Below are 16,771 nucleotides of genomic sequence, written 5' to 3' on the forward strand. Positions count from 1 at the left end.
TATCTAGGACGGTGATGCCTCTCTGTCACATGAACAATCGCGCCGTGCTGCGGCTTTCGGGTGCGGATGCACGGCCTTTCCTGCAGGGGCTGCTGACGCAGGATGTCTTGGCGCTCGCTCCGGACGCTCCGCTCTATGCCGGGCTGCTGAGTCCGCAGGGGAAGGCGCTGTTCCAGCTGTTCCTGTTTGCGGATGGCGCGGACGTGCTGATCGACGTGGAGGCGAGCCAGCTGGAAGCGCTGGTGAAGCGGCTGACGATGTTCCGCCTGCGCAGGCAAGTGGGCATTGTGCCGGAGCCGGGGCTGAAGCTGTTTCAGCAATGGGGCGAGCCGGGGAACGATCCGAGGACGGCGCTGGCGGGGAGCCGGTTTGTTGCGGCGGACGCGGCCGTGGATTCGACGCTGGAGGATTGGCACGCGCATCGGCTGCCGCTGGGGCTGCCCGAGGCGGACGAGATCGGCTCCGATGAGCTGCTGTGGCTGGAGACGAACGCGCGTGAGCTGAACGGGGTGAGCTTTACCAAGGGTTGTTATACCGGGCAGGAAAACACCGCGCGGATGCATCACCGCGATAAATTGCGGAAGCGGCTGCTGCCGCTGCGGGTGACGGGTGACGGCCCGGTGATGGCGGGCGACAAGGTGGCGGGCGAGTTGCGCGGAGAGCGCCACGGCGATGTGCAGATGGCGATCTTCCGGATGGACTATGCCGAGCAGGTGCTGACGGTGGCCGGCCGGCCGGCGGAGCTTGTCAGCCCGCCCTGGCTGTAGCCTCGGCGATCGCCAGCAGCCGCCGGGCTTCGGCGACGTGCAGCACTTCCACCATCCTGCCCTTGTAGGTGGCGATGCCCTTGCCGTCGGCCAGCGCTGCTTCATAGGCGGCGATCATGCCCTCAGCGGTTTCGATTTCGGCGGCTGACGGCGAAAACAGGCGGTTGACGATTTCCAGCTGGTCGGGGTGGACGCAGGTCTTGCCGTCATAGCCCAATTCGACCGCCTGTTTCGCTTCGCGCTCCAGCCCTGCGACGTCGCGGATGTCGGTATAGACGCCGTCGAAGGCCATCTTGCCTGCGGCGCGGGCGGCGTTGAGGATGCGGCTGGCGGCATAGAGCAGCGGCAGGCGATCGGGGCCGGGCTTGGCGCGTAGTTCTTTCGTAAGGTCTGCGAAGCCCGCCACCAGTGCCTCGACGCCCGGCACGTCGGCGATGGCGTCGACCTGCTGGATGCCGCGCGGGGTTTCGATCATCGCCCAGACCGGCTTGCCGCCGGCCAGCTTCACCGCTTCCAGCGCTTCGGCGGCGCTGTTCACCTTGGGCACCACCAGCAGGTTTGCGGACGACGCAGCTGCCGCGGCGAAATCGGCGGCCGCCCATTCGGTGCCCAGCCCGTTGACGCGGATGGCGACTTCGCGCCCGTCCCAGCCGCCGGCGACGGCGGCGACGGCGGCGGTGCGGGCATCGTCTTTCGCATCGGGGGCAACTGCGTCTTCCAGATCGAGAATCACGGTGTCGGCAGGCAGGGTGCGTGCCTTTTCGATGGCGCGCGCATTGGCGGCGGGGAGATACAGAACCGTCCGCCTTGGCCGAAATTCCATGCCGAATCCTTCTTTGCTTGCCCTTTCGGGCGATTTCCGAACACTATCCCCGGATAATCAACACCCGAAAGGCTGTCGCGTTGGGAACTCTCATTTTCGCCCTGATTCTGGTGGTGCTGGCGGTGCTGGCGCTGTTCGCCTCCGTCACCATCGTCCGCCAGGGCTATGAATATACGCTGGAGCGGCTGGGCAAGTACACGACCACGCTGCAGCCGGGCTTTTCGCTGATCATCCCGTTTGTCGACCGCGTCGGCCAGAAGATGAACATGATGGAGCAGGTGCTGCCGATCCCGACGCAGGAGATCATCACGCGGGACAATGCCGTGGTCTCGGTGGACGGCGTCGTATTCTATCAGGTGCTGGAGGCGGCCAAGGCGGCCTATGAGGTCTCCAACCTCACCGCCGCGGTCACCGCCCTTACGCAGACCAACCTGCGCACGGTGATGGGCAGCCTGGACCTGGACGAGAGCCTTTCGAAGCGCGACGAGATCAATGCCCGGCTGCTGACGGTGATCGATCATGCGACCGCCCCCTGGGGCATCAAGGTGACGCGGGTGGAGGTGAAGGATATCCAGCCGCCGCGCGACATCCAGGAATCCATGGGCCGGCAGATGAAGGCCGAGCGGGAGAAGCGCGCCGTGACGCTGGAGGCTGAGGGCCAGCGCGCCGCCGCCATCCTGCGGGCCGAGGGCGAGAAGCAGGCGCAGATCCTGGAATCCGAAGGCCGGCGCGAGGCGGCGTTCCGCGATGCCGAGGCGCGCGAGCGCGCCGCCGAAGCGGAAGCTGCCGCCACCCGCATGGTTTCGGAAGCGATCTCCAAGGGCGATCTGCAGGCGGTGAACTATTTCATCGCGCAGAAATATGTCGATGCGCTGAGCCAGTTCGCCAGCTCGCCGAATGCCAAGACCATCTTCATGCCGCTGGAGGCCTCCAACATCATCGGTTCGGTGGGCGGGATTGCCGAGCTGATGAAATCGGTGAAGGCCGAGCAGGCGCCGGCGCGGCCGCGCAGCGCGCTGAAGCAGCCGGAATGACGGACGCGATACTGGGCTTCCTGTTTTCGCCCTGGGGCTGGCTGTCGGCGGCGGCGGTGCTGGCCGGGCTCGAGATGCTTTTGCCCGGCGCCTACATGATCTGGCTGGCGGCGGCCGCTGCCGCGACCGGGCTGACCGTCAGCGTGCTGAACGTGACGATGGAGGGGCAGCTTGCCGCGTTTGCCGGCTGGATCGCGATTTCGCTGCTGGCGTCGCGGCAGCTGAAGCGGCTGCGGCCGATCGGCAGCGACGATCCGGGTCTGAACAGGCTTTCCCTGCGCTTGCTGGGAAAGGGGGCGGTGGTGACGCAGGCGATCAGCGGCGGGCGCGGCAAGGTGCGGCTGGGCGACAGCGAGTGGATCGCCGAAGGTCCGGATGCGCCGGTCGGCACGGCGGTCAGGGTGACCGGCTCGGAAGGGCCGATCCTGAAGGTGGCGTCAGGTGCGGAGCAGCACGACCCGGCCGGTTGAGCCTTCGGGCACTTCGGTGCCCACCTGCCGCGCCGCGTCGCGCCGGACCAGCGCCAGCACTTCGGCCGGAACGCCGCCCGAATGCACCACCAGATCGGCCTGCGCCAGCAGCCGCAGTTGGCGCAGGGTGAGGGCATCTGCGCCATCCGGGCCGATGACGATTTCGTCGAGACTGTCTGCCGGGGCTCCGCCTCCGGCCAGCGCCTCGACGATGGCGGCGGCCGGATCGGATTGCGGGACAAGTGGATCCAGCGCGGCGCCGGGGGCCAGAACCCGTGCCCAGAATTCGCGCCGGGCCGGGACATCCCTGTGTACCGCCCCCACCGCCTGCCGCGCCTGCCGGATCGCCGTCGCCAGCGGTCCCAGTGTCGCCGGAAGCCAGACCTCCAGCCGTTCCTTCAGCGCCTTGGAGAGGCTGGCCGAAGCGCCGCCGGTGCCGATCGCTGCCACCACCGGCGAGCGATCGACGATGGCAGGCACGAAGAAATCGGACAGTTCCGGCCGGTCGACCACGTTCACCAGCAACCCGGCTGCCTTCAGCTCTGCTGCCTTTTCCTCGGGCGCGTCCATCGCCACGAAGGCCAGCCGCACGCCCGGCGACGGGTCCAGCACGACGGTGCCGCCGGCCTCGGTCACCAGCCGCGCCTTGGCATCTGCTGCTTCCCCCACGCCCACCACCAGCACGGGTTGGCCGTCCAGCCGGTGGAACAGGGGAAGCATGTCCATCCTACTTCACATGCGCCTTCAGCCATGCACTGACGGCCGGGCCGATGTCGGGCCGCTCCAGTGCCAGCGCGATGTTGGCGGTGATGTGCCCGGCCTTGTCGCCGCAATCGAAGCGGGCGCCGGCGTAGGTATAGGCGTGGAACGGCTGCTTGCCGATCAGCTGCGCCAGTGCGTCGGTCAGCTGGATCTCGCCGCCGGCGCCGCGCTTGCCTTCGGACAGGATGTCCATGCACTCCGGCTCGATCAGGTAGCGGCCGACCGCCGCCAGCCGGGAAGGCGCGGTTCCGGGCTTCGGCTTCTCGACGAAACCCTTTACCTCGGTCAGTGCACCGCCGGTGACGCCGGGATCGACGATGCCGTAGCGATGGGTTTCATTCTCGGGCACTTCCATCACCGCGATCACCGTGCCGCCGACGGTTTCGCGCGCCCGCACCATCTGCGCGAGGCAGGGGTCTGCCGGGTTCCACAGCAGCTCGTCGGCGAGCAGCACGGCGAAGGGTTCGTCCCCGGTGATATGGCGCGCGCACCAGACGGCATGGCCGAGGCCCGCGGGCTCCTGCTGGCGGACATAGGCGATCTGCCCGGGCGCCAGCTGGGTATCGTCCAGAACCGCCAGTTCGGCCTGCTTTCCGCGCTCCTTCAGCGTGGCGACCAGCTCGCCGGCGATATCGAAATAATCCTCCAGCGCATTCTTGCCCCGCGCCGTCACGAAGATCATCTGCTCGATGCCGGCGGCCAGCGCCTCGTCCACGGCATATTGCAGCAGCGGCTTGTCGACGACTGGAAGCATCTCTTTCGGGACTGCCTTGGTGGCCGGCAGGAAGCGCGTGCCCATGCCGCCCACAGGAAACACCGCTTTACGAACAGGCTTCATGCAAAAACCCCCATCCTAACAAACTGATCAGCCGAGCCAGTCAGGAACCCGGTCGAGTCCCACAAGTTCCTCCAGCGTCTGCCGCTTTCGTATGACAGCAAAGCGATCGCCCGAAACCAGCACCTCGGGCACCAGCGGCCGCGAGTTGTAAGTTCCGGCCATCGTCGCCCCATAGGCGCCCGCCGTCATCAGCGCGACAAGGTCGCCTTCTGCCAGCGGGGTGATGCTGCGGTCCTCGGCGAACATGTCGCCCGTCTCGCACACCGGCCCCACGATTGTCGCCACCATCTCGCCTGCTTCCGGCCTGACTGCCCGGATATCGTGATAGACGCCGTACAGCGTCGGGCGGATGAGGTCATTCATCGCAGCATCCAGCACGGCGAAGCGCCTGGCCGCGCCGGATTTCAGCGTGATGACCTTTGCCACCAGCACCCCCGCATTGCCGGCGATCAGCCGGCCGGGTTCGAACATCAGCTGCAACCCCCAGCCGGCCGTCACCCGCCCGACCATCGCCGCATAGTCGGCCGGAGAGGGCGGCAGCGGAAGTTTCGGATCATAGGGGATGCCAAGGCCGCCGCCGAGATCGACCCGCTCCACCGGATAGCCCGCCTGCCGCAGGCGCTGCGCCAGCGCGCCGAGCTTGGTATAGGCCGCCTCCAGCGGCGCGAGATCGAACAGCTGGCTGCCGATGTGCGCGGCGATACCCACCGGGCGGATGCCGGGCAGGCTCGCGGCCTCGGCATAGAGCGCCTCGACGCGGTCGAGCGGGACGCCGAACTTGTTTTCCGCCTTGCCGGTGGAGATCTTCGCCAGCGTGCCGGCATCGACATCGGGGTTCACGCGAATGGCGACATGCGCGGTGACGCCCATGTCGCTGGCGACGCGGGAAAGCCGCCTCAGCTCGCTTTCGCTTTCGACATTGAGCTGCAGGATAGCGGCCTCCAGCGCGGCCTTCATTTCCGCGTCGGTCTTGCCGACTCCGGAAAAGACGATGCGGTTTGCCGGCACGCCTGCCGACAGCGCGCGCACCATTTCGCCTTCGGAAACGACGTCGGCGCCCATCCCCTCCTGTGCGAGGATTCGCAGCACGGCGACGTTCGGATTGGCCTTTACCGCGAAGGCGACCAGCGGATCGCCGACCGAGGCGAGCGAATCCAGCACCACCCGCGCATGGCGGCGCAGCGTTGCTTCGGAATAGCAGTAGAAGGGCGTGCCCACCCTGGCGGCGATGGCGGACAGCGCCACCTCCTCGGCGTGCATCTCGCCGCCTTTCAGCGCGAAATGATCCATCAGTTCGGCTGCTCTTCGTCGCGCTGCTGCGTCCATTTTTCCGCCGGCGGGGCCTTGTCTCCGGGGAAGGGAACCGGCCGCACGGTTTCGGTGCCTTCGGGCGGCAGGCTGAAGGGATCGTCGCGGCGCACTTCCAGCCGCACGGTGAGGTCGTCCACGCGGATCGGCCGGGCTTCGGCCGGCACCGTCAGGCCGGCGGCGACCCTTTCCTTTTCGACGGCACGGGCGCCCTTCTGCTGCTCTTTGGTCAGCGCCGGATCCGGTGGCTCCAGCCGGGTGACCGGGCCCTTGTAGCCGCAGCCAGCCAGAAGCAGTGTTCCGGCGAGAAGTGCAAGCCTCAGCCCCATGTCTGGATTTCCTTCAGCGCCGCTTCGGCAGCCGCCCTGACGCGCACGGGGGCGGTGCCGCCGGGGCTTGTGCGGCTGGAGACGCTCGCCTCGACGCTGAGCACGTCGAAGATGCCGGCGTTTATGCGGCTGTCTATGGCTTGCAGGGTTTCCAGCGACAGTTCGTCCAGCTGGGTGCCGGCCTCTTCGGCCGCCTTGACGGCGCGGCCGGTGATGTGGTGCGCCTCGCGGAAGGGAACGCCTGCCTCGCGCACCAGCCAGTCGGCAAGATCGGTGGCGGTGGAATAGCCGCTGGCGGCGGCGGCGCGCATCCGCGCCGGCACGAAGGTCAGCGTTTCCAGCATGCCGGCCATCGCCGCCAGGCTGAGCTCCAGCAGGTCGTGCGCCTCGAACACGGGCTCCTTGTCGTCCTGCATGTCCTTCGAATAGGCCAGCGGCAGGCCCTTCATCGTTACCATCAGCCCGGTCATGAGGCCGAGGATACGCCCGCTGTGGCCGCGCACAAGCTCGGCGGCATCGGGGTTGCGCTTTTGCGGCATGATGGAGGAGCCGGTCGACCACTGATCCGGCAGTTTCACCCAGCCGAAGGGCTGGCTGGCCCAGAGGATGATTTCCTCGGCCAGCCGCGACAGGTGCAGCGCGGTCTGGGTGGCGCTGGTCAGATATTCCAGCGCGAAATCGCGGTCGGAGACGCTGTCCAGCGAATTGGCGGTGGGGCGGTCGAAGCCGAGTGCCTGCGCAGTCGCCGCGCGGTCGATCGGGAAGCCGGTTCCCGCCAGCGCTGCGGCGCCCAGCGGGCATTCGTTCAGCCGGGCGCGGGCATCGGCAAAGCGGCCGAAATCGCGCTTCAGCATCTCCACATAGGCGAGGAGATGATGGCCGAGCGTGACCGGCTGCGCCACCTGCAGGTGGGTGAAGCCGGGCAGCACGGTTTCGTTGTGCTGCAGGGCGCGCATCGCCAGCACGGCGGCGAGCGCGCGGATGGCGTTCAGGTGGCCGTCTATCGCATCGCGCACCCACAGCCTGAAATCGGTCGCCACCTGGTCGTTGCGGCTGCGGGCGGTATGCAGGCGCCCGGCATCCGGCCCCAGCAGGGCGGCGAGCCGGGTTTCGACCGTCATGTGGATGTCTTCGAGGGCGACATCGACGGGAACGCCGTTGGCGGCAAAGTCGGCCTCTATGGTGGCGAGGCCGTCGCCGATGCGGTTCGCGGCGTCTGCGTCGATGATCTTCCGGGCGCCGAGCATCGCCACATGGGCGCGGCTGCCGCGGATGTCCTGCCGCCACATCCGCTTGTCGAACGGGATCGAGGCATTTATCTCAGCCATCACTGCCGCCGGGCCGCCTTCGAAGCGCCCACCCCACAGGGCGTTTGCGCCGGAGTTGCCGTCGCCTGCGCCAGAATCGGAGTCAGAGCCGTTGCCGGAGCCGTCCATGAAGCGCCTTATTCCCCTTGCTCTTGCAATACCGCTCGCCGCCTGCGGTCAGAATGGCGGAGGGCAGGCGCAAGCCCCTAAGCAGGAAACGCCTGCATCGCAAGAAGCGCCGGCAGCAAAGGCGGAGCATGGCCACTTCGATACGCAGTTCGCCGGAACGCCGGCGCCGGCGATTGCGCTGGAGACGTCGGCGGAGGGCAAGACCGAGACACTGGCCGATATCCGTGCCGCCAATCCGGGAAAGCCGGTGCTGGTGAACCTGTGGGCGACCTGGTGCGCGCCCTGCCTGAAGGAGCTGCCGACGCTGGACAGGCTGGCCGCGGATACGAAGGGCAAGCTGGTGGTGGTGCCGCTGAGCCAGGACATGGAGGGGTGGCGCAAGGTTTCCGGCGAATTCACGGCGGCGAAATACCCCAACCTTGCCACGCGGGTGGAAAGCGGCATGCAGTTTGGTTTCGAGCTGAAGGCGAAGGGGCTGCCGCTGACGATCCTCTATGACGCGGACGGCAAGGAGGTGTGGCGCTATGCCGGCGATCGGGACTGGTCGACGGCGGAAAGCCGGGCGAAGATCGGGGTTTAGCGGTTCTGCTCCCGCAGGTGGAACTGCCACTGCGGCCATAGCTGGCTGATGCCGAGGATGAGCGCCACCGCCAGCCCGCAGGGGATCGGGTTCAGCTCTGCGTTGTTCCAGACGAAGATGAGCATCAGCGCCGCAGTGGGGGCCAGCCCCACGGCCCAGCGCTGCCATGTTTCGCCAAGGCGATAGATTCCAAGGGCGATGGCGTGGCCGATGGCGACCAGTTGCCACATCAGCCAGTAGAACAGCGCCAGCAGGGCCAGTGCCTCGAAGCCCTGCGGCCCGGCGCCGGGGACGAAATCGAGCGCATATTTGGTGAACCAGATTATGGGCAGAAGCATCAGCGCCAGGCTGATGAAGTTCAGGATACGTATCGGCTTCAATCGTCCACTCCGATTTCGGTGAAGCGCCATTCGCCCTTCGATATCTCGGCGAACACGTAGATGCTGCCGTTGCAGAAGACCATCTTCTGCGTGCCTTGCGTCACCACCTTTGCAGTGCGGAAACAGGCGCGCGTGGGGGCGTCGAACAGGCGGGGGACTGCGCCCTCGAACGACGGGCGGTCCAGCGATCTGCCTTCGAACAGGAAGGGCGTGCGGGTGAGGTCGGCGATTCTTGCGGCCTCGCCCAGCACGACGGCTCGCGCGAAATTGCCGTAGAAATATTCGAAGTCGCCGATGGGGGCGATGGCGAGCGCCAAGAGGGGCACGAGGGGCACGAGGGCACGCTTCATCCGCCGAAGGCCCGCACGAAGGTGATGGCCGGCCGCCAGGTCCAGCCGGCTTCCTGTATGGCGCGGACCGCGATGCGGCCCCGGTTGGTCGGCGCTTGCATTGTTGCCATCCTGCCCCCCGATGCGGACGGCAGGATGCGCAACTGTCGGGGCGAAGTCTAGCGCTTCAGCGCCACCGCTTCATCATAGAGCTCGTTGACGCGGCCCCAGTTCACGACGTCCCACCATTTGGCGAGATATTCGCCGCGGCGATTGCGATAGCTGAGATAGTAGGCGTGCTCCCACACGTCGTTCGCCAGCACCGGCCTGCCCTTCACCGGGGCCAGATCCATCAGCGGATTGTCCTGATTGGGGGTCGAGGTGACGGCTAGCTTGCCGTCGGGGGTCACCACCAGCCAGGCCCAGCCGGAACCGAACTGCGAGGTGCCGGCCTGCTGGAAGGCGGCCTTGAACTTGTCGACGCTGCCCCACTGTGCCTCGATCGCCCTGGTCAGCCGGGCAGACGGCGCGCCGCGCTGGCCTTCGGGGGCCATCAGCGTCCAGAAGAAGCTGTGGTTCCAGTGGCCGCCGGCATTGTCGCGGACGGCCTTGGGAGCGGTGGAGACCTGCGCCAGCAGCGCTTCCAGCGACTTGCCCTGCAGCGCCGGATCGGCGGAAACGGCCTTGTTCAGATTGTCGACATAGGCCTGGTGATGCTTGCCCCAGTGGATTTCCATGGTTTCCTTATCGATCACCGGCGCCAGCGCATCGAAGGCATAGGGAAGCGGTGCCAGCTTGAACGGTCCGGCGACAGGCGTTGCAGCGGGGGCGGCTGCGGCTTGCGCCATCGCCATCTGCGGCACGGTGGCAGCGGCCAGCAACAGGACGGATTTCAGCAGCAGGGCAGGCTTGGGCACATGCGTCTCCTCAGGGTTCAAGCGTTAACGGCAAACTCCTAGCATGGTTCCCGTCGCTGCTGTCCACCCCGGGGGGCTACTCGATACTCGCCACAAGGTCGCCGCGGTTGACCACGCCCTCTGGCTCGACGTGGATGCGGATGGTACCGGAGGCCGGGGCTTCCAGTTCCATCGTCAGCTTTTCCACCAGCACTTCGGCGATGAGGTCGCCCTTTGCGACCTGCGAGCCGTCCTCGACCAGCCAGATCAGCGTCGATCCGGTGGCATCGTCCTCGTCCCAGAGGTCTTGCGGGATGATCAGCGGCGTTCCCATCGTCTCAGGACTCCTCACCGGCAAAGGAACCGAAGCTGCGCGTCATCGTGGGAGTCTCCTGAAGCATGATACACTGTCTTAGCGCAGCATAGCCGCAGCAAAATCCTGTCGGTTTGAGCAGATGGTACCGCTATCAGCGATGCAGGGGGATGTCCTCGGCCCGCTCCAGCCGGCGGATGGATTCGCCGGCGTTGATGTCGCCGTTTCGTACCGTCCTGCCGAAATCGAGGCCGGTCAGCCGCTCCACCTCGACGATGGTGGTGAGGAAGTCACCGACTTTCCCCAGCTCGTCGGCGTCGCCGAATTTCTCTGCTTCGGCAAGGCTTTCGCCGGCGAACAGGGCTTCGGGCCACACCTCTATCACCGGTCGCTGGTCGGCGATCATGGCCAGCGACTTCAGCTTTCCGGCCTCTGCCCAGACGGCGATCTTGAAGAAGCGCCCGGGCACGCCGACGCCGCGAAACTGGCGGTCGCCGGGCTCGAAGATGCAGCCGGTGAAGCTGCTGATGCGCGCATCGGTCGCAACGGCGTTGCGCAGCACATAATTCTCCACCGTCCGCCACAGCTTGCCGCCGCCGGAATTGGGCAGGTCGGCGCTGGCGGATCCCATGTTGAAGAAGCCCACCTGCAGCGCGGCATTCGTGTAGGTGAAGGTGTCTTCCTCGGCGGCCAGCGCCGTGGCGTCGTCGCCCCAGGCCGGATCGAGGCGGCGCACCAGATGCCCCTTCTGGAACATGCGCGCGGTACGCCCGCCGCCGGTGGGAAAGCCGGGAACCTTTTGTCCGGAGTAGATTTTTTCCCCCGTCTGCTGGTCGGCGCCGATGCGGGGATCGTCCTGCCAGTCGTCGGCTTCGGCGGATTCCAGCCCGGGGCTGTCTTCCGTCAGCGGCGTCACCTTGCCGGTGCTGTGGTCGGCGCTTTTCGCCGTTGCACCATCGATATTGCAGGCGGTGAAGTAGGCCATCCGCCGCCTGGCATTCATCACCACGCTGAAATGATGGTATTTGAGTTCAAACGGATAGTCACCGGCCTCTGCCAGGCTGTTGCGCGCCGCATCCGCCTCCATCGCGGCGGTGAGCTTTGGCAACGGCACCTGGAACCCCTCGATGAAGCCGGGCTTGTAGCCCACCCGCCCGCGCATCCGGTCCAGCGCCGGGCCGGCGGGCGGCGGCGGGGGAGGCGGCGGATCGGGGGCGGGGGCCGGAGCAGGCGCACCCACCCCCGGTACGCGGATCGAGATTTCCACCGGGATGGTCAGGGTGATCCGCCCATCCGGCTCCATGCGCGGGGCGGGGAGGGCGGGCGAGCCGGTGTCTTCCGACGCGCTCGCCTCGGTGAAGGCGGCGCTTTCGGCACCCAGCGCCAGCACCTTTTCCACGCGCTTGCGGGCCGCCGCGTCCATCGTCGGCAGCCGCTCGCGCAGCTGCTTCACGATGGAGCTGATGCGGATGCCTTCGTTCACGTCCACCGGCAGCGGCGCGGAGTCTGGCCCGAAGGCTTCGCGCCAGGGGCTGCCCCAATGGTGCAGCGCCACCACCTGCCATTCGGAATTGAACACCGGGCTTCCCGAACTGCCGGGCTCGGTATCGGCCACATAGTGCAGCGCATTGTCATAGCGGCCGACCAGCCGGTTTTCGCGCAGCACCACTTCCTTGAAGCGGCCGCTGGGGTGCTGCACGATGTTCACATATTCGCCCAGCATATGCTTGTCGCCGGCGTCGGAGATGCCGGTGAAGCCGAAATCCGCGATCGTGTGCGGCCCGGAAAGACGCTTGCCGACGGCGAAGATGGAATAGTCCAGCCCGTCGCGCCCGTCGCCGTCGGTCAGGAACAGCGTGGCGTCGATGGCAAAGCGCGAGGCGGTGCGGATGTTGCCGGCGAGGTCGCGCTCATAGTCGAATTCCAGCACGAACTGTTTTGCCGCGTCCGCCTCGCCGATCACATGATGGTTGGTCAGGAACAGGCCGTCGCCGATCAGGAAGCCGGAACCCTGCGCCCGGCCGTTACGATAGGCGACGCGACCGACGGCGCGGGCGGCCGTTGCGCCGATGGTGAGGAAGCTGACGTTGACGAAATCGGCGCTGTCGCCCCAGACGACTTCCTTGCGCGCCTCCAGCTCGGGCGCCAGCCCCTTCACCGTGCGAATGGCGGCGGCGATATCCACATGCTGTCCGGCTGCGACGCCCTGTTGCGCGGCGGTCACCTGGATGGCGTTGTCGACACCCGCAGCCTCGTTCGGGGTCAGCCCGGCCTTGGCCTGCAGCCGCCGTTGCCGCCGCGCCGGGTCAGTCTCTGCGGCGAAGGGGTTGCCCTCCTTGGCCGCCAGCATCGCCCGCACGATCTCGTCGTGATTCTTTGCCAGCCGTTCCAGCACGGCCTGTTCCGCCTCGGACCGCAGGATCGCCATGTCAGCCGCCTTTCCACACCGATACCGAGCCGAAGCCGACGGCGATGCTTTCCAGCACCACCCCTTCGCCCATCGCATCCAGCGGCGAGAAGCTCCAGCGAACCGGGAGCGCCTCGTTCAGCACCACCCGGCCCACGGTTTCGCCCAGTGCATCGAGGAGGTGCAGGGAAAGCGTCCGCGACTTCCCCTTGCCGGCGCGCACGCTGCCCAGCCAGTCGCGCAGCGCCGGATCGCCGGTGAAGGCACGGCTGAGCAGCAGCTCGCCGCGCCCATCCACGCCGATCCCGGAGAATTCGGCGCGGGCAAAGCCTTCCGAGCCATCCGGCCCGCCCCATTGCACGCGGAAATGCGCGGCAGAGGCGAGCTTTTCGGCGCCGCTTCGTGCTGCTGTCGCCCCTGCGGCCGCAACCTTGCCGGCGCTATTCGATTTCAAACGCTTCGACAGCAAGAACCAGCTCCTCCACCGCCACTTCATTGGATTTCGCGTTCAGCGGCCCGTGCACCAGCTTCACCGGGAAACAGTCGCGCAGCAGCCAGCGCATCGCTGCGCCGGACTTGTCCTCGGGCAGCAGCTGGATGGACAGGTTGCGGCGCGAGACATTGCCGTCGCGCACGTCCTTCAGCCACTGATACAGTTCCAGCGTGCCGGTGATGCCACGCTTCAGCGTGATGTTGCCCACCTTGTGCAGCCCCGGCAGCTTGCGCACGGCGTTGCGCCGGTCGCCGCCTTCCCGATATTCGATCACCCCGATTTCGTGCGACAGGCCGGAGACTTCCGAGAAGCCGCCGATCGCCATGCCATCCAGTTCCACCAGGAAGTTGAACGCTGCGTAGGGGTTGTTCCGCTGGATCGCCATTGCCCGCCTCCCTTGCTTCCGCCGGCATTAACCATGCTGCGGCAGCTTTTGCACCGAGTCCATTCCGATTCGGCCGTGGATCTGCGCTTTCCTTGTGCGGCGGAATCCGGCTAGGGCGACGCCTCCATGGCTGCAGACGATATCCTCGACCTTCTCATCATCGGTGGTGGCGTGAACGGCGCCGGGGTCGCCCGCGATGCCGCCGGGCGCGGATTGAAGGTGGCGCTGCTGGAGGCGGGCGATCTGGCCGGCGGCACCTCGTCGGCGTCGACCAAGCTGGTGCATGGCGGCCTGCGCTATCTGGAATTCCATGAATTCGCCCTTGTCCGCAAGGCACTGGCCGAGCGCGAGGTGATCCTGCGTGCGGCGCCGCATATCAGCCGGCCGCAATCCTTCCTGCTGCCGCTGGAGCCGCACCTGAGGCCCGGATGGGTGATCGGCGCGGGCCTGTTTCTTTACGATCATCTGGCCCGCCGGCGGGAGATTCCCGGCTCCTCGTCGGTGAAGCTGCGGCAGGACGCGGCCGGCCCGGCCTTCAACGCCGATCTCACCCGGGCGTTTCGGTTCTGGGACGGCTGGGTGGACGACAGCCGGCTGGTGGTGCTGAACGCGCAGGATGCCGCCGCACGCGGCGCCGAGATCCGGACGCGCGACGGGGCCGTGCGGGCGCAGCGGACCGAGTTCGGCTGGGAAGTGGAAAGCGCTTCCGGCAGGCGTTTCGGCACGCGCCACCTGCTGAACTGCGCCGGGCCGTGGGCGGAAACCGTGGCGCGCGAGCTGATCGCTGCCCCCGACGCGCCGCGCCTGAGCCTGGTGCAGGGCGGCCATATCGTCACCCGCCGGATCAACCGCGGCAAGGATGCCTGGATGCTGCAGCAGCCGGACGGGCGCATCGTCTTCGTGATCCCGTGGGAGGGCGAATTCAGCCTGATCGGCACGACGGAGACACCGGTGACCGATCCGGCGGCCAAGGCGCTGACCGGCGACGAGGAGGCCTATCTGCTGGCGGCGGTGAACCGCAGCCTGGCGCGGCCGATCGGGGCTGCCGACATCGTCCACCGCTTTGCCGGCGTCCGCCCGCTGGTGCTGGAGGAGGGCAAGAGCGCCCGCGAGACGACGCGCGACTGGAAGCTGGTGCCGCACGTCGATCCGAACTCGGGCGGGATGGCGGCGATGACCGTGGTGGGCGGCAAGATCACCACCTATCGGCTGCTCGCCGAGGCGGTGCTGAAGCAGCTGTTTCCGGACACCAAGCGCTGGACGAAGGATGTGCCGCTGCCCGGCGGCGACGTGCCCCGGCTGGGCGGTACCGCGCAGGCCGATTTCGCCCGCTGGCTTGCCCATGCCGAGGGCCGCCACCCGGACTATGACCCGCGCATCCTGGAGCGGATGGCGCGGCTGTATGGCACCGGGGCCGAGCCGATGCTGGATGCAGGGCTTGGCGAGAATATGGGCGGCCTGTTCGAGGCGGAGCTGCAGCATATGCGCGACCGGGAATGGGCGCGGACGGCCGAGGATGTGCTGTGGCGCCGGACGAAGATGGGGCTGCATATGGACGAGAAGGGCAGGGCGCGGGTCGCCCGCTTTTTCGGCGGCTGAGCCGGTCTTACGGGTAGAGCAGGCCGGAAACCCAATCGTTGCCGGTGAAATCCCAGCGCATGCGGTGGTGCTGCCGCCCCTCGCGGTCTTCCCAATATTCGATCCAGTGCGGCACCAGCCTGAACCCGCCCCAGTTTTCCGGGCGCGGCACCTCGCCGGGGAATCGCGCCTCCATTTCCCCAAGGCGCGCTTCATAGTCGGCGCGGGCCGGCAGCGGCTGCGACTGCAGCGAGGCCCAGGCGGAAATCTGGTTGGCGCGCGGGCGCCTGGCGAAATAGGCGTCGCTTTCGGCGGCGGAAATCCGCTCCACAGGGCCGCCCAGCCGCACCTGCTTGCGCAGGGACTTCCAGTGGAAGGCCATCGCCGCGCGCGGGATCCCGCCGATCTGCTGGCCCTTTTCGCTGAGGTAGTTGGTGTGAAAGACGAAACCGCGCGCGTCGAACGAGCGCATCAGCACGATCCGCACGTCGGGCTGGGGGATGCCATCGGCGCCTTCCTCCACCGTCGCCAGCGCGCAGGCGCCCGGATCGTTCAATTCAGCGGCTTGCGCCTGGGCAAACCACACCGCAAACTGCTGGAAAGGGTCGGTCATGCGGCACCGCTAGGCTGAGGCGGCGGCTGTTGCAATGTCGGACTTGTGGGCGGGGCGCTTGCCGCCTATATCTGGGTGTGACTTTTATGCAACAGTTAACCAGACGGATGACAAGACACTGATGGCAGATCTCTATTCGGTTCTGGGCGTGGAGCGCACGGCGGATGCTGCGGCGATTAAGCGTGCCTACCGCAAGCTAGCCAAGCAGCTGCACCCCGACCAGAACAAGGACGATCCGAAATCCGCCGAGCGCTTCAAGCTGGTGACGGGCGCCTACGACATCCTTTCCGACGCGAAGAAGAAGGCGCAGTATGACGCCGGCGAGATCGACGAGCAGGGCAACCCCAAATTTGCCGGCTTCCGCCCCGGGGCGGGTGCGCGCCCCGGCGCCGGCGCCCGGCACAGCACGCGCGATTTCGACTTTGATTTCGGCGGCGGCGATCCGAGCGACCTGTTCTCCGAGCTGTTCGGCCGCGCTTCCGGCCGCCACAGCGGGATGGGCGGCGGCTTCAGCCCGCCACCGCAGCGCGGTTCCGATGTCGCCTATCGGCTGACCGTTCCCTTTGCCGACGCGGCGCTGGCGCGCAGCGTCCGCCTGTCGCTGCGCAACGGCAAGACCATCGAGCTCAACATCCCCAAGGGCGTGGAAGAGGGGCGGCAGGTGCGGCTGGGCGGGCAGGGCGACGCCGGGCCGGCCGGGCCGGGCGACGCCATCGTCACCGTCCACATCCAGCCCGACGCCCGCTTTACGCTGGAGGGCACCGATGTGCGCGCCGATGTGAGCGTGCCGCTGGAAACCGCCGTGCTGGGCGGGCAGCAACGGGTGCCGACGCCGGAGGGCGAAGTGAACCTGAACATCGCCGCCGGCACCAGCTCGGGCAAGGTGATGCGCCTGAAGGGCAAGGGCTGGACCCGGCGCGACGGCAGCCGCGGCGACCTGCTGGCGCGGGTGCTGGTGGAGGTGCCCGCCGATCCGGGACTGGCGGAATTCCTGCGCGCCCGGCAGGCGGCGAAGCAGACCGCAGCCTGA

20 protein-coding genes are annotated in these 16,771 nt (G+C 67.4%); 6 read left to right on the top strand and 14 right to left on the bottom strand.

The features are described 5' to 3' along the window. Positions 1-14 precede the first annotated feature (14 nt). Positions 15-767 carry a CAF17-like 4Fe-4S cluster assembly/insertion protein YgfZ gene (ygfZ, locus tag IM784_RS07020; RefSeq protein WP_199554568.1) on the top strand — a complete coding sequence of 251 codons (753 nt, stop codon included), beginning with the start codon at positions 15-17 and terminating at the stop codon, positions 765-767. Here ygfZ and IM784_RS07025 read toward each other — a convergent pair. Beyond that, entirely contained in the window at positions 748-1,590 is an 843-nt protein-coding gene (locus IM784_RS07025; protein ID WP_199554569.1) for an HpcH/HpaI aldolase/citrate lyase family protein, read from the bottom strand. The genes ygfZ and IM784_RS07025 overlap by 20 nt on opposite strands. Before the next feature lie 80 nt (positions 1,591-1,670). Here IM784_RS07025 and IM784_RS07030 point away from each other — a divergent pair, with 80 nt between their 5' ends. Further along, on the top strand, positions 1,671-2,624 hold the full coding sequence (locus IM784_RS07030) for an SPFH domain-containing protein (protein WP_199554570.1): 954 nt from the start codon (positions 1,671-1,673) through the stop codon (positions 2,622-2,624). Continuing rightward, positions 2,621-3,094: an NfeD family protein gene (locus tag IM784_RS07035; protein ID WP_199554571.1), complete on the top strand. Its 474-nt coding sequence runs from the start codon at positions 2,621-2,623 to the stop codon at positions 3,092-3,094. The genes IM784_RS07030 and IM784_RS07035 overlap by 4 nt, the downstream gene beginning before the upstream one ends. Here the strand turns inward: IM784_RS07035 and IM784_RS07040 are convergent. The 5 genes from IM784_RS07040 to argH are packed head-to-tail and all read right to left on the bottom strand — an operon-like array spanning position 3,062 to position 7,698. Next, positions 3,062-3,820, bottom strand: coding sequence for a precorrin-2 dehydrogenase/sirohydrochlorin ferrochelatase family protein (locus tag IM784_RS07040; protein ID WP_199554572.1), 759 nt, complete (start codon positions 3,818-3,820; stop codon positions 3,062-3,064). The genes IM784_RS07035 and IM784_RS07040 overlap by 33 nt on opposite strands. A 1-nt stretch (position 3,821) precedes the next feature. Further along, positions 3,822-4,694: a UTP--glucose-1-phosphate uridylyltransferase gene (locus IM784_RS07045; protein ID WP_199554573.1), complete on the bottom strand. Its 873-nt coding sequence runs from the start codon at positions 4,692-4,694 to the stop codon at positions 3,822-3,824. A gap of 27 nt (positions 4,695-4,721) precedes the next feature. Continuing rightward, a complete protein-coding gene (lysA, locus tag IM784_RS07050; RefSeq protein ID WP_199554574.1) occupies positions 4,722-5,984 on the bottom strand; it encodes a diaminopimelate decarboxylase in 1,263 nt (420 codons plus the stop codon). Next, a complete protein-coding gene (locus IM784_RS07055; RefSeq protein WP_199554575.1) occupies positions 5,984-6,331 on the bottom strand; it encodes a lipoprotein in 348 nt (115 codons plus the stop codon). Before IM784_RS07055 ends, lysA begins: the two co-directional genes overlap by 1 nt. Beyond that, positions 6,322-7,698 carry an argininosuccinate lyase gene (gene argH, locus IM784_RS07060; protein ID WP_199554658.1) on the bottom strand — a complete coding sequence of 459 codons (1,377 nt, stop codon included), beginning with the start codon at positions 7,696-7,698 and terminating at the stop codon, positions 6,322-6,324. The genes IM784_RS07055 and argH overlap by 10 nt, the downstream gene beginning before the upstream one ends. A 67-nt stretch (positions 7,699-7,765) precedes the next feature. On the opposite strand from argH, the gene IM784_RS07065 reads away from it, so the two are divergent. Beyond that, complete coding sequence (locus IM784_RS07065; protein ID WP_199554576.1) at positions 7,766-8,347, top strand: TlpA family protein disulfide reductase; 582 nt, start codon at positions 7,766-7,768, stop codon at positions 8,345-8,347. Here the strand turns inward: IM784_RS07065 and IM784_RS07070 are convergent. From IM784_RS07070 to IM784_RS07100, 7 genes are all read right to left on the bottom strand, one after another. Beyond that, entirely contained in the window at positions 8,344-8,727 is a 384-nt protein-coding gene (locus IM784_RS07070) for a hypothetical protein (RefSeq protein ID WP_199554577.1), read from the bottom strand. The two genes, IM784_RS07065 and IM784_RS07070, sit on opposite strands and share 4 nt — an antisense overlap. After that, positions 8,724-9,077: a hypothetical protein gene (locus IM784_RS07075; RefSeq protein ID WP_199554578.1), complete on the bottom strand. Its 354-nt coding sequence runs from the start codon at positions 9,075-9,077 to the stop codon at positions 8,724-8,726. Before IM784_RS07075 ends, IM784_RS07070 begins: the two co-directional genes overlap by 4 nt. Positions 9,078-9,235: 158 nt before the next feature. After that, the gene (locus IM784_RS07080) at positions 9,236-9,910 is read right to left on the bottom strand and encodes a superoxide dismutase (protein ID WP_456238902.1); all 675 of its coding nucleotides are present in this window, start codon (positions 9,908-9,910) and stop codon (positions 9,236-9,238) included. A 139-nt stretch (positions 9,911-10,049) separates the two neighbouring features. Further along, the gene (locus tag IM784_RS07085) at positions 10,050-10,286 is read right to left on the bottom strand and encodes a lipoyl domain-containing protein (protein ID WP_199554579.1); all 237 of its coding nucleotides are present in this window, start codon (positions 10,284-10,286) and stop codon (positions 10,050-10,052) included. Between the two features lie 133 nt (positions 10,287-10,419). Beyond that, positions 10,420-12,693, bottom strand: a complete 2,274-nt coding sequence (locus tag IM784_RS07090) for a DNA/RNA non-specific endonuclease (protein ID WP_199554580.1) — start codon at positions 12,691-12,693, stop codon at positions 10,420-10,422. Position 12,694: 1 nt separating this feature from the next. Next, on the bottom strand, positions 12,695-13,141 hold the full coding sequence (locus tag IM784_RS07095; RefSeq protein ID WP_199554581.1) for a phage tail protein: 447 nt from the start codon (positions 13,139-13,141) through the stop codon (positions 12,695-12,697). Beyond that, positions 13,113-13,550 (bottom strand): phage tail protein, encoded by a 438-nt coding sequence (locus tag IM784_RS07100; RefSeq protein WP_199554582.1) that lies wholly within the window; start codon positions 13,548-13,550, stop codon positions 13,113-13,115. The genes IM784_RS07095 and IM784_RS07100 overlap by 29 nt, the downstream gene beginning before the upstream one ends. A 126-nt stretch (positions 13,551-13,676) precedes the next feature. Between IM784_RS07100 and glpD the strand changes: the two genes are divergently transcribed. Beyond that, complete coding sequence (gene glpD / locus IM784_RS07105; protein ID WP_199554583.1) at positions 13,677-15,149, top strand: glycerol-3-phosphate dehydrogenase; 1,473 nt, start codon at positions 13,677-13,679, stop codon at positions 15,147-15,149. Positions 15,150-15,156: 7 nt separating this feature from the next. On the opposite strand, the gene pdxH is transcribed toward glpD, so the two are convergent. Continuing rightward, positions 15,157-15,741, bottom strand: coding sequence for a pyridoxamine 5'-phosphate oxidase (gene pdxH, locus IM784_RS07110; protein ID WP_199554584.1), 585 nt, complete (start codon positions 15,739-15,741; stop codon positions 15,157-15,159). Between the two features lie 121 nt (positions 15,742-15,862). Between pdxH and IM784_RS07115 the strand changes: the two genes are divergently transcribed. Beyond that, positions 15,863-16,771: a DnaJ C-terminal domain-containing protein gene (locus tag IM784_RS07115; protein WP_199554585.1), complete on the top strand. Its 909-nt coding sequence runs from the start codon at positions 15,863-15,865 to the stop codon at positions 16,769-16,771.

It is taken from the genome of Sandaracinobacteroides hominis (assembly GCF_016464365.1).
Lineage (GTDB): Bacteria > Pseudomonadota > Alphaproteobacteria > Sphingomonadales > Sphingomonadaceae > Sandaracinobacteroides > Sandaracinobacteroides hominis.

Excerpts from the sequence above, each read along its gene's own strand:
- ygfZ (WP_199554568.1), top strand. The coding sequence starts at position 15 with ATGCCTCTCTGTCACATGAACAATCGCGCCGTGCTGCGGCTTTCGGGT.
- IM784_RS07025 (WP_199554569.1), bottom strand. The coding sequence starts at position 1,590 with ATGGAATTTCGGCCAAGGCGGACGGTTCTGTATCTCCCCGCCGCCAAT.
- IM784_RS07035 (WP_199554571.1), top strand. The coding sequence starts at position 2,621 with ATGACGGACGCGATACTGGGCTTCCTGTTTTCGCCCTGGGGCTGGCTG.
- IM784_RS07040 (WP_199554572.1), bottom strand. The coding sequence starts at position 3,820 with ATGGACATGCTTCCCCTGTTCCACCGGCTGGACGGCCAACCCGTGCTG.
- IM784_RS07045 (WP_199554573.1), bottom strand. The coding sequence starts at position 4,694 with ATGAAGCCTGTTCGTAAAGCGGTGTTTCCTGTGGGCGGCATGGGCACG.
- lysA (WP_199554574.1), bottom strand. The coding sequence starts at position 5,984 with ATGGATCATTTCGCGCTGAAAGGCGGCGAGATGCACGCCGAGGAGGTG.
- IM784_RS07055 (WP_199554575.1), bottom strand. The coding sequence starts at position 6,331 with ATGGGGCTGAGGCTTGCACTTCTCGCCGGAACACTGCTTCTGGCTGGC.
- IM784_RS07065 (WP_199554576.1), top strand. The coding sequence starts at position 7,766 with ATGAAGCGCCTTATTCCCCTTGCTCTTGCAATACCGCTCGCCGCCTGC.
- IM784_RS07075 (WP_199554578.1), bottom strand. The coding sequence starts at position 9,077 with ATGAAGCGTGCCCTCGTGCCCCTCGTGCCCCTCTTGGCGCTCGCCATC.
- IM784_RS07080 (WP_456238902.1), bottom strand. The coding sequence starts at position 9,910 with ATGGCGATGGCGCAAGCCGCAGCCGCCCCCGCTGCAACGCCTGTCGCC.
- IM784_RS07085 (WP_199554579.1), bottom strand. The coding sequence starts at position 10,286 with ATGGGAACGCCGCTGATCATCCCGCAAGACCTCTGGGACGAGGACGAT.
- IM784_RS07090 (WP_199554580.1), bottom strand. The coding sequence starts at position 12,693 with ATGGCGATCCTGCGGTCCGAGGCGGAACAGGCCGTGCTGGAACGGCTG.
- IM784_RS07100 (WP_199554582.1), bottom strand. The coding sequence starts at position 13,550 with ATGGCGATCCAGCGGAACAACCCCTACGCAGCGTTCAACTTCCTGGTG.
- glpD (WP_199554583.1), top strand. The coding sequence starts at position 13,677 with ATGGCTGCAGACGATATCCTCGACCTTCTCATCATCGGTGGTGGCGTG.
- pdxH (WP_199554584.1), bottom strand. The coding sequence starts at position 15,741 with ATGACCGACCCTTTCCAGCAGTTTGCGGTGTGGTTTGCCCAGGCGCAA.
- IM784_RS07115 (WP_199554585.1), top strand. The coding sequence starts at position 15,863 with ATGGCAGATCTCTATTCGGTTCTGGGCGTGGAGCGCACGGCGGATGCT.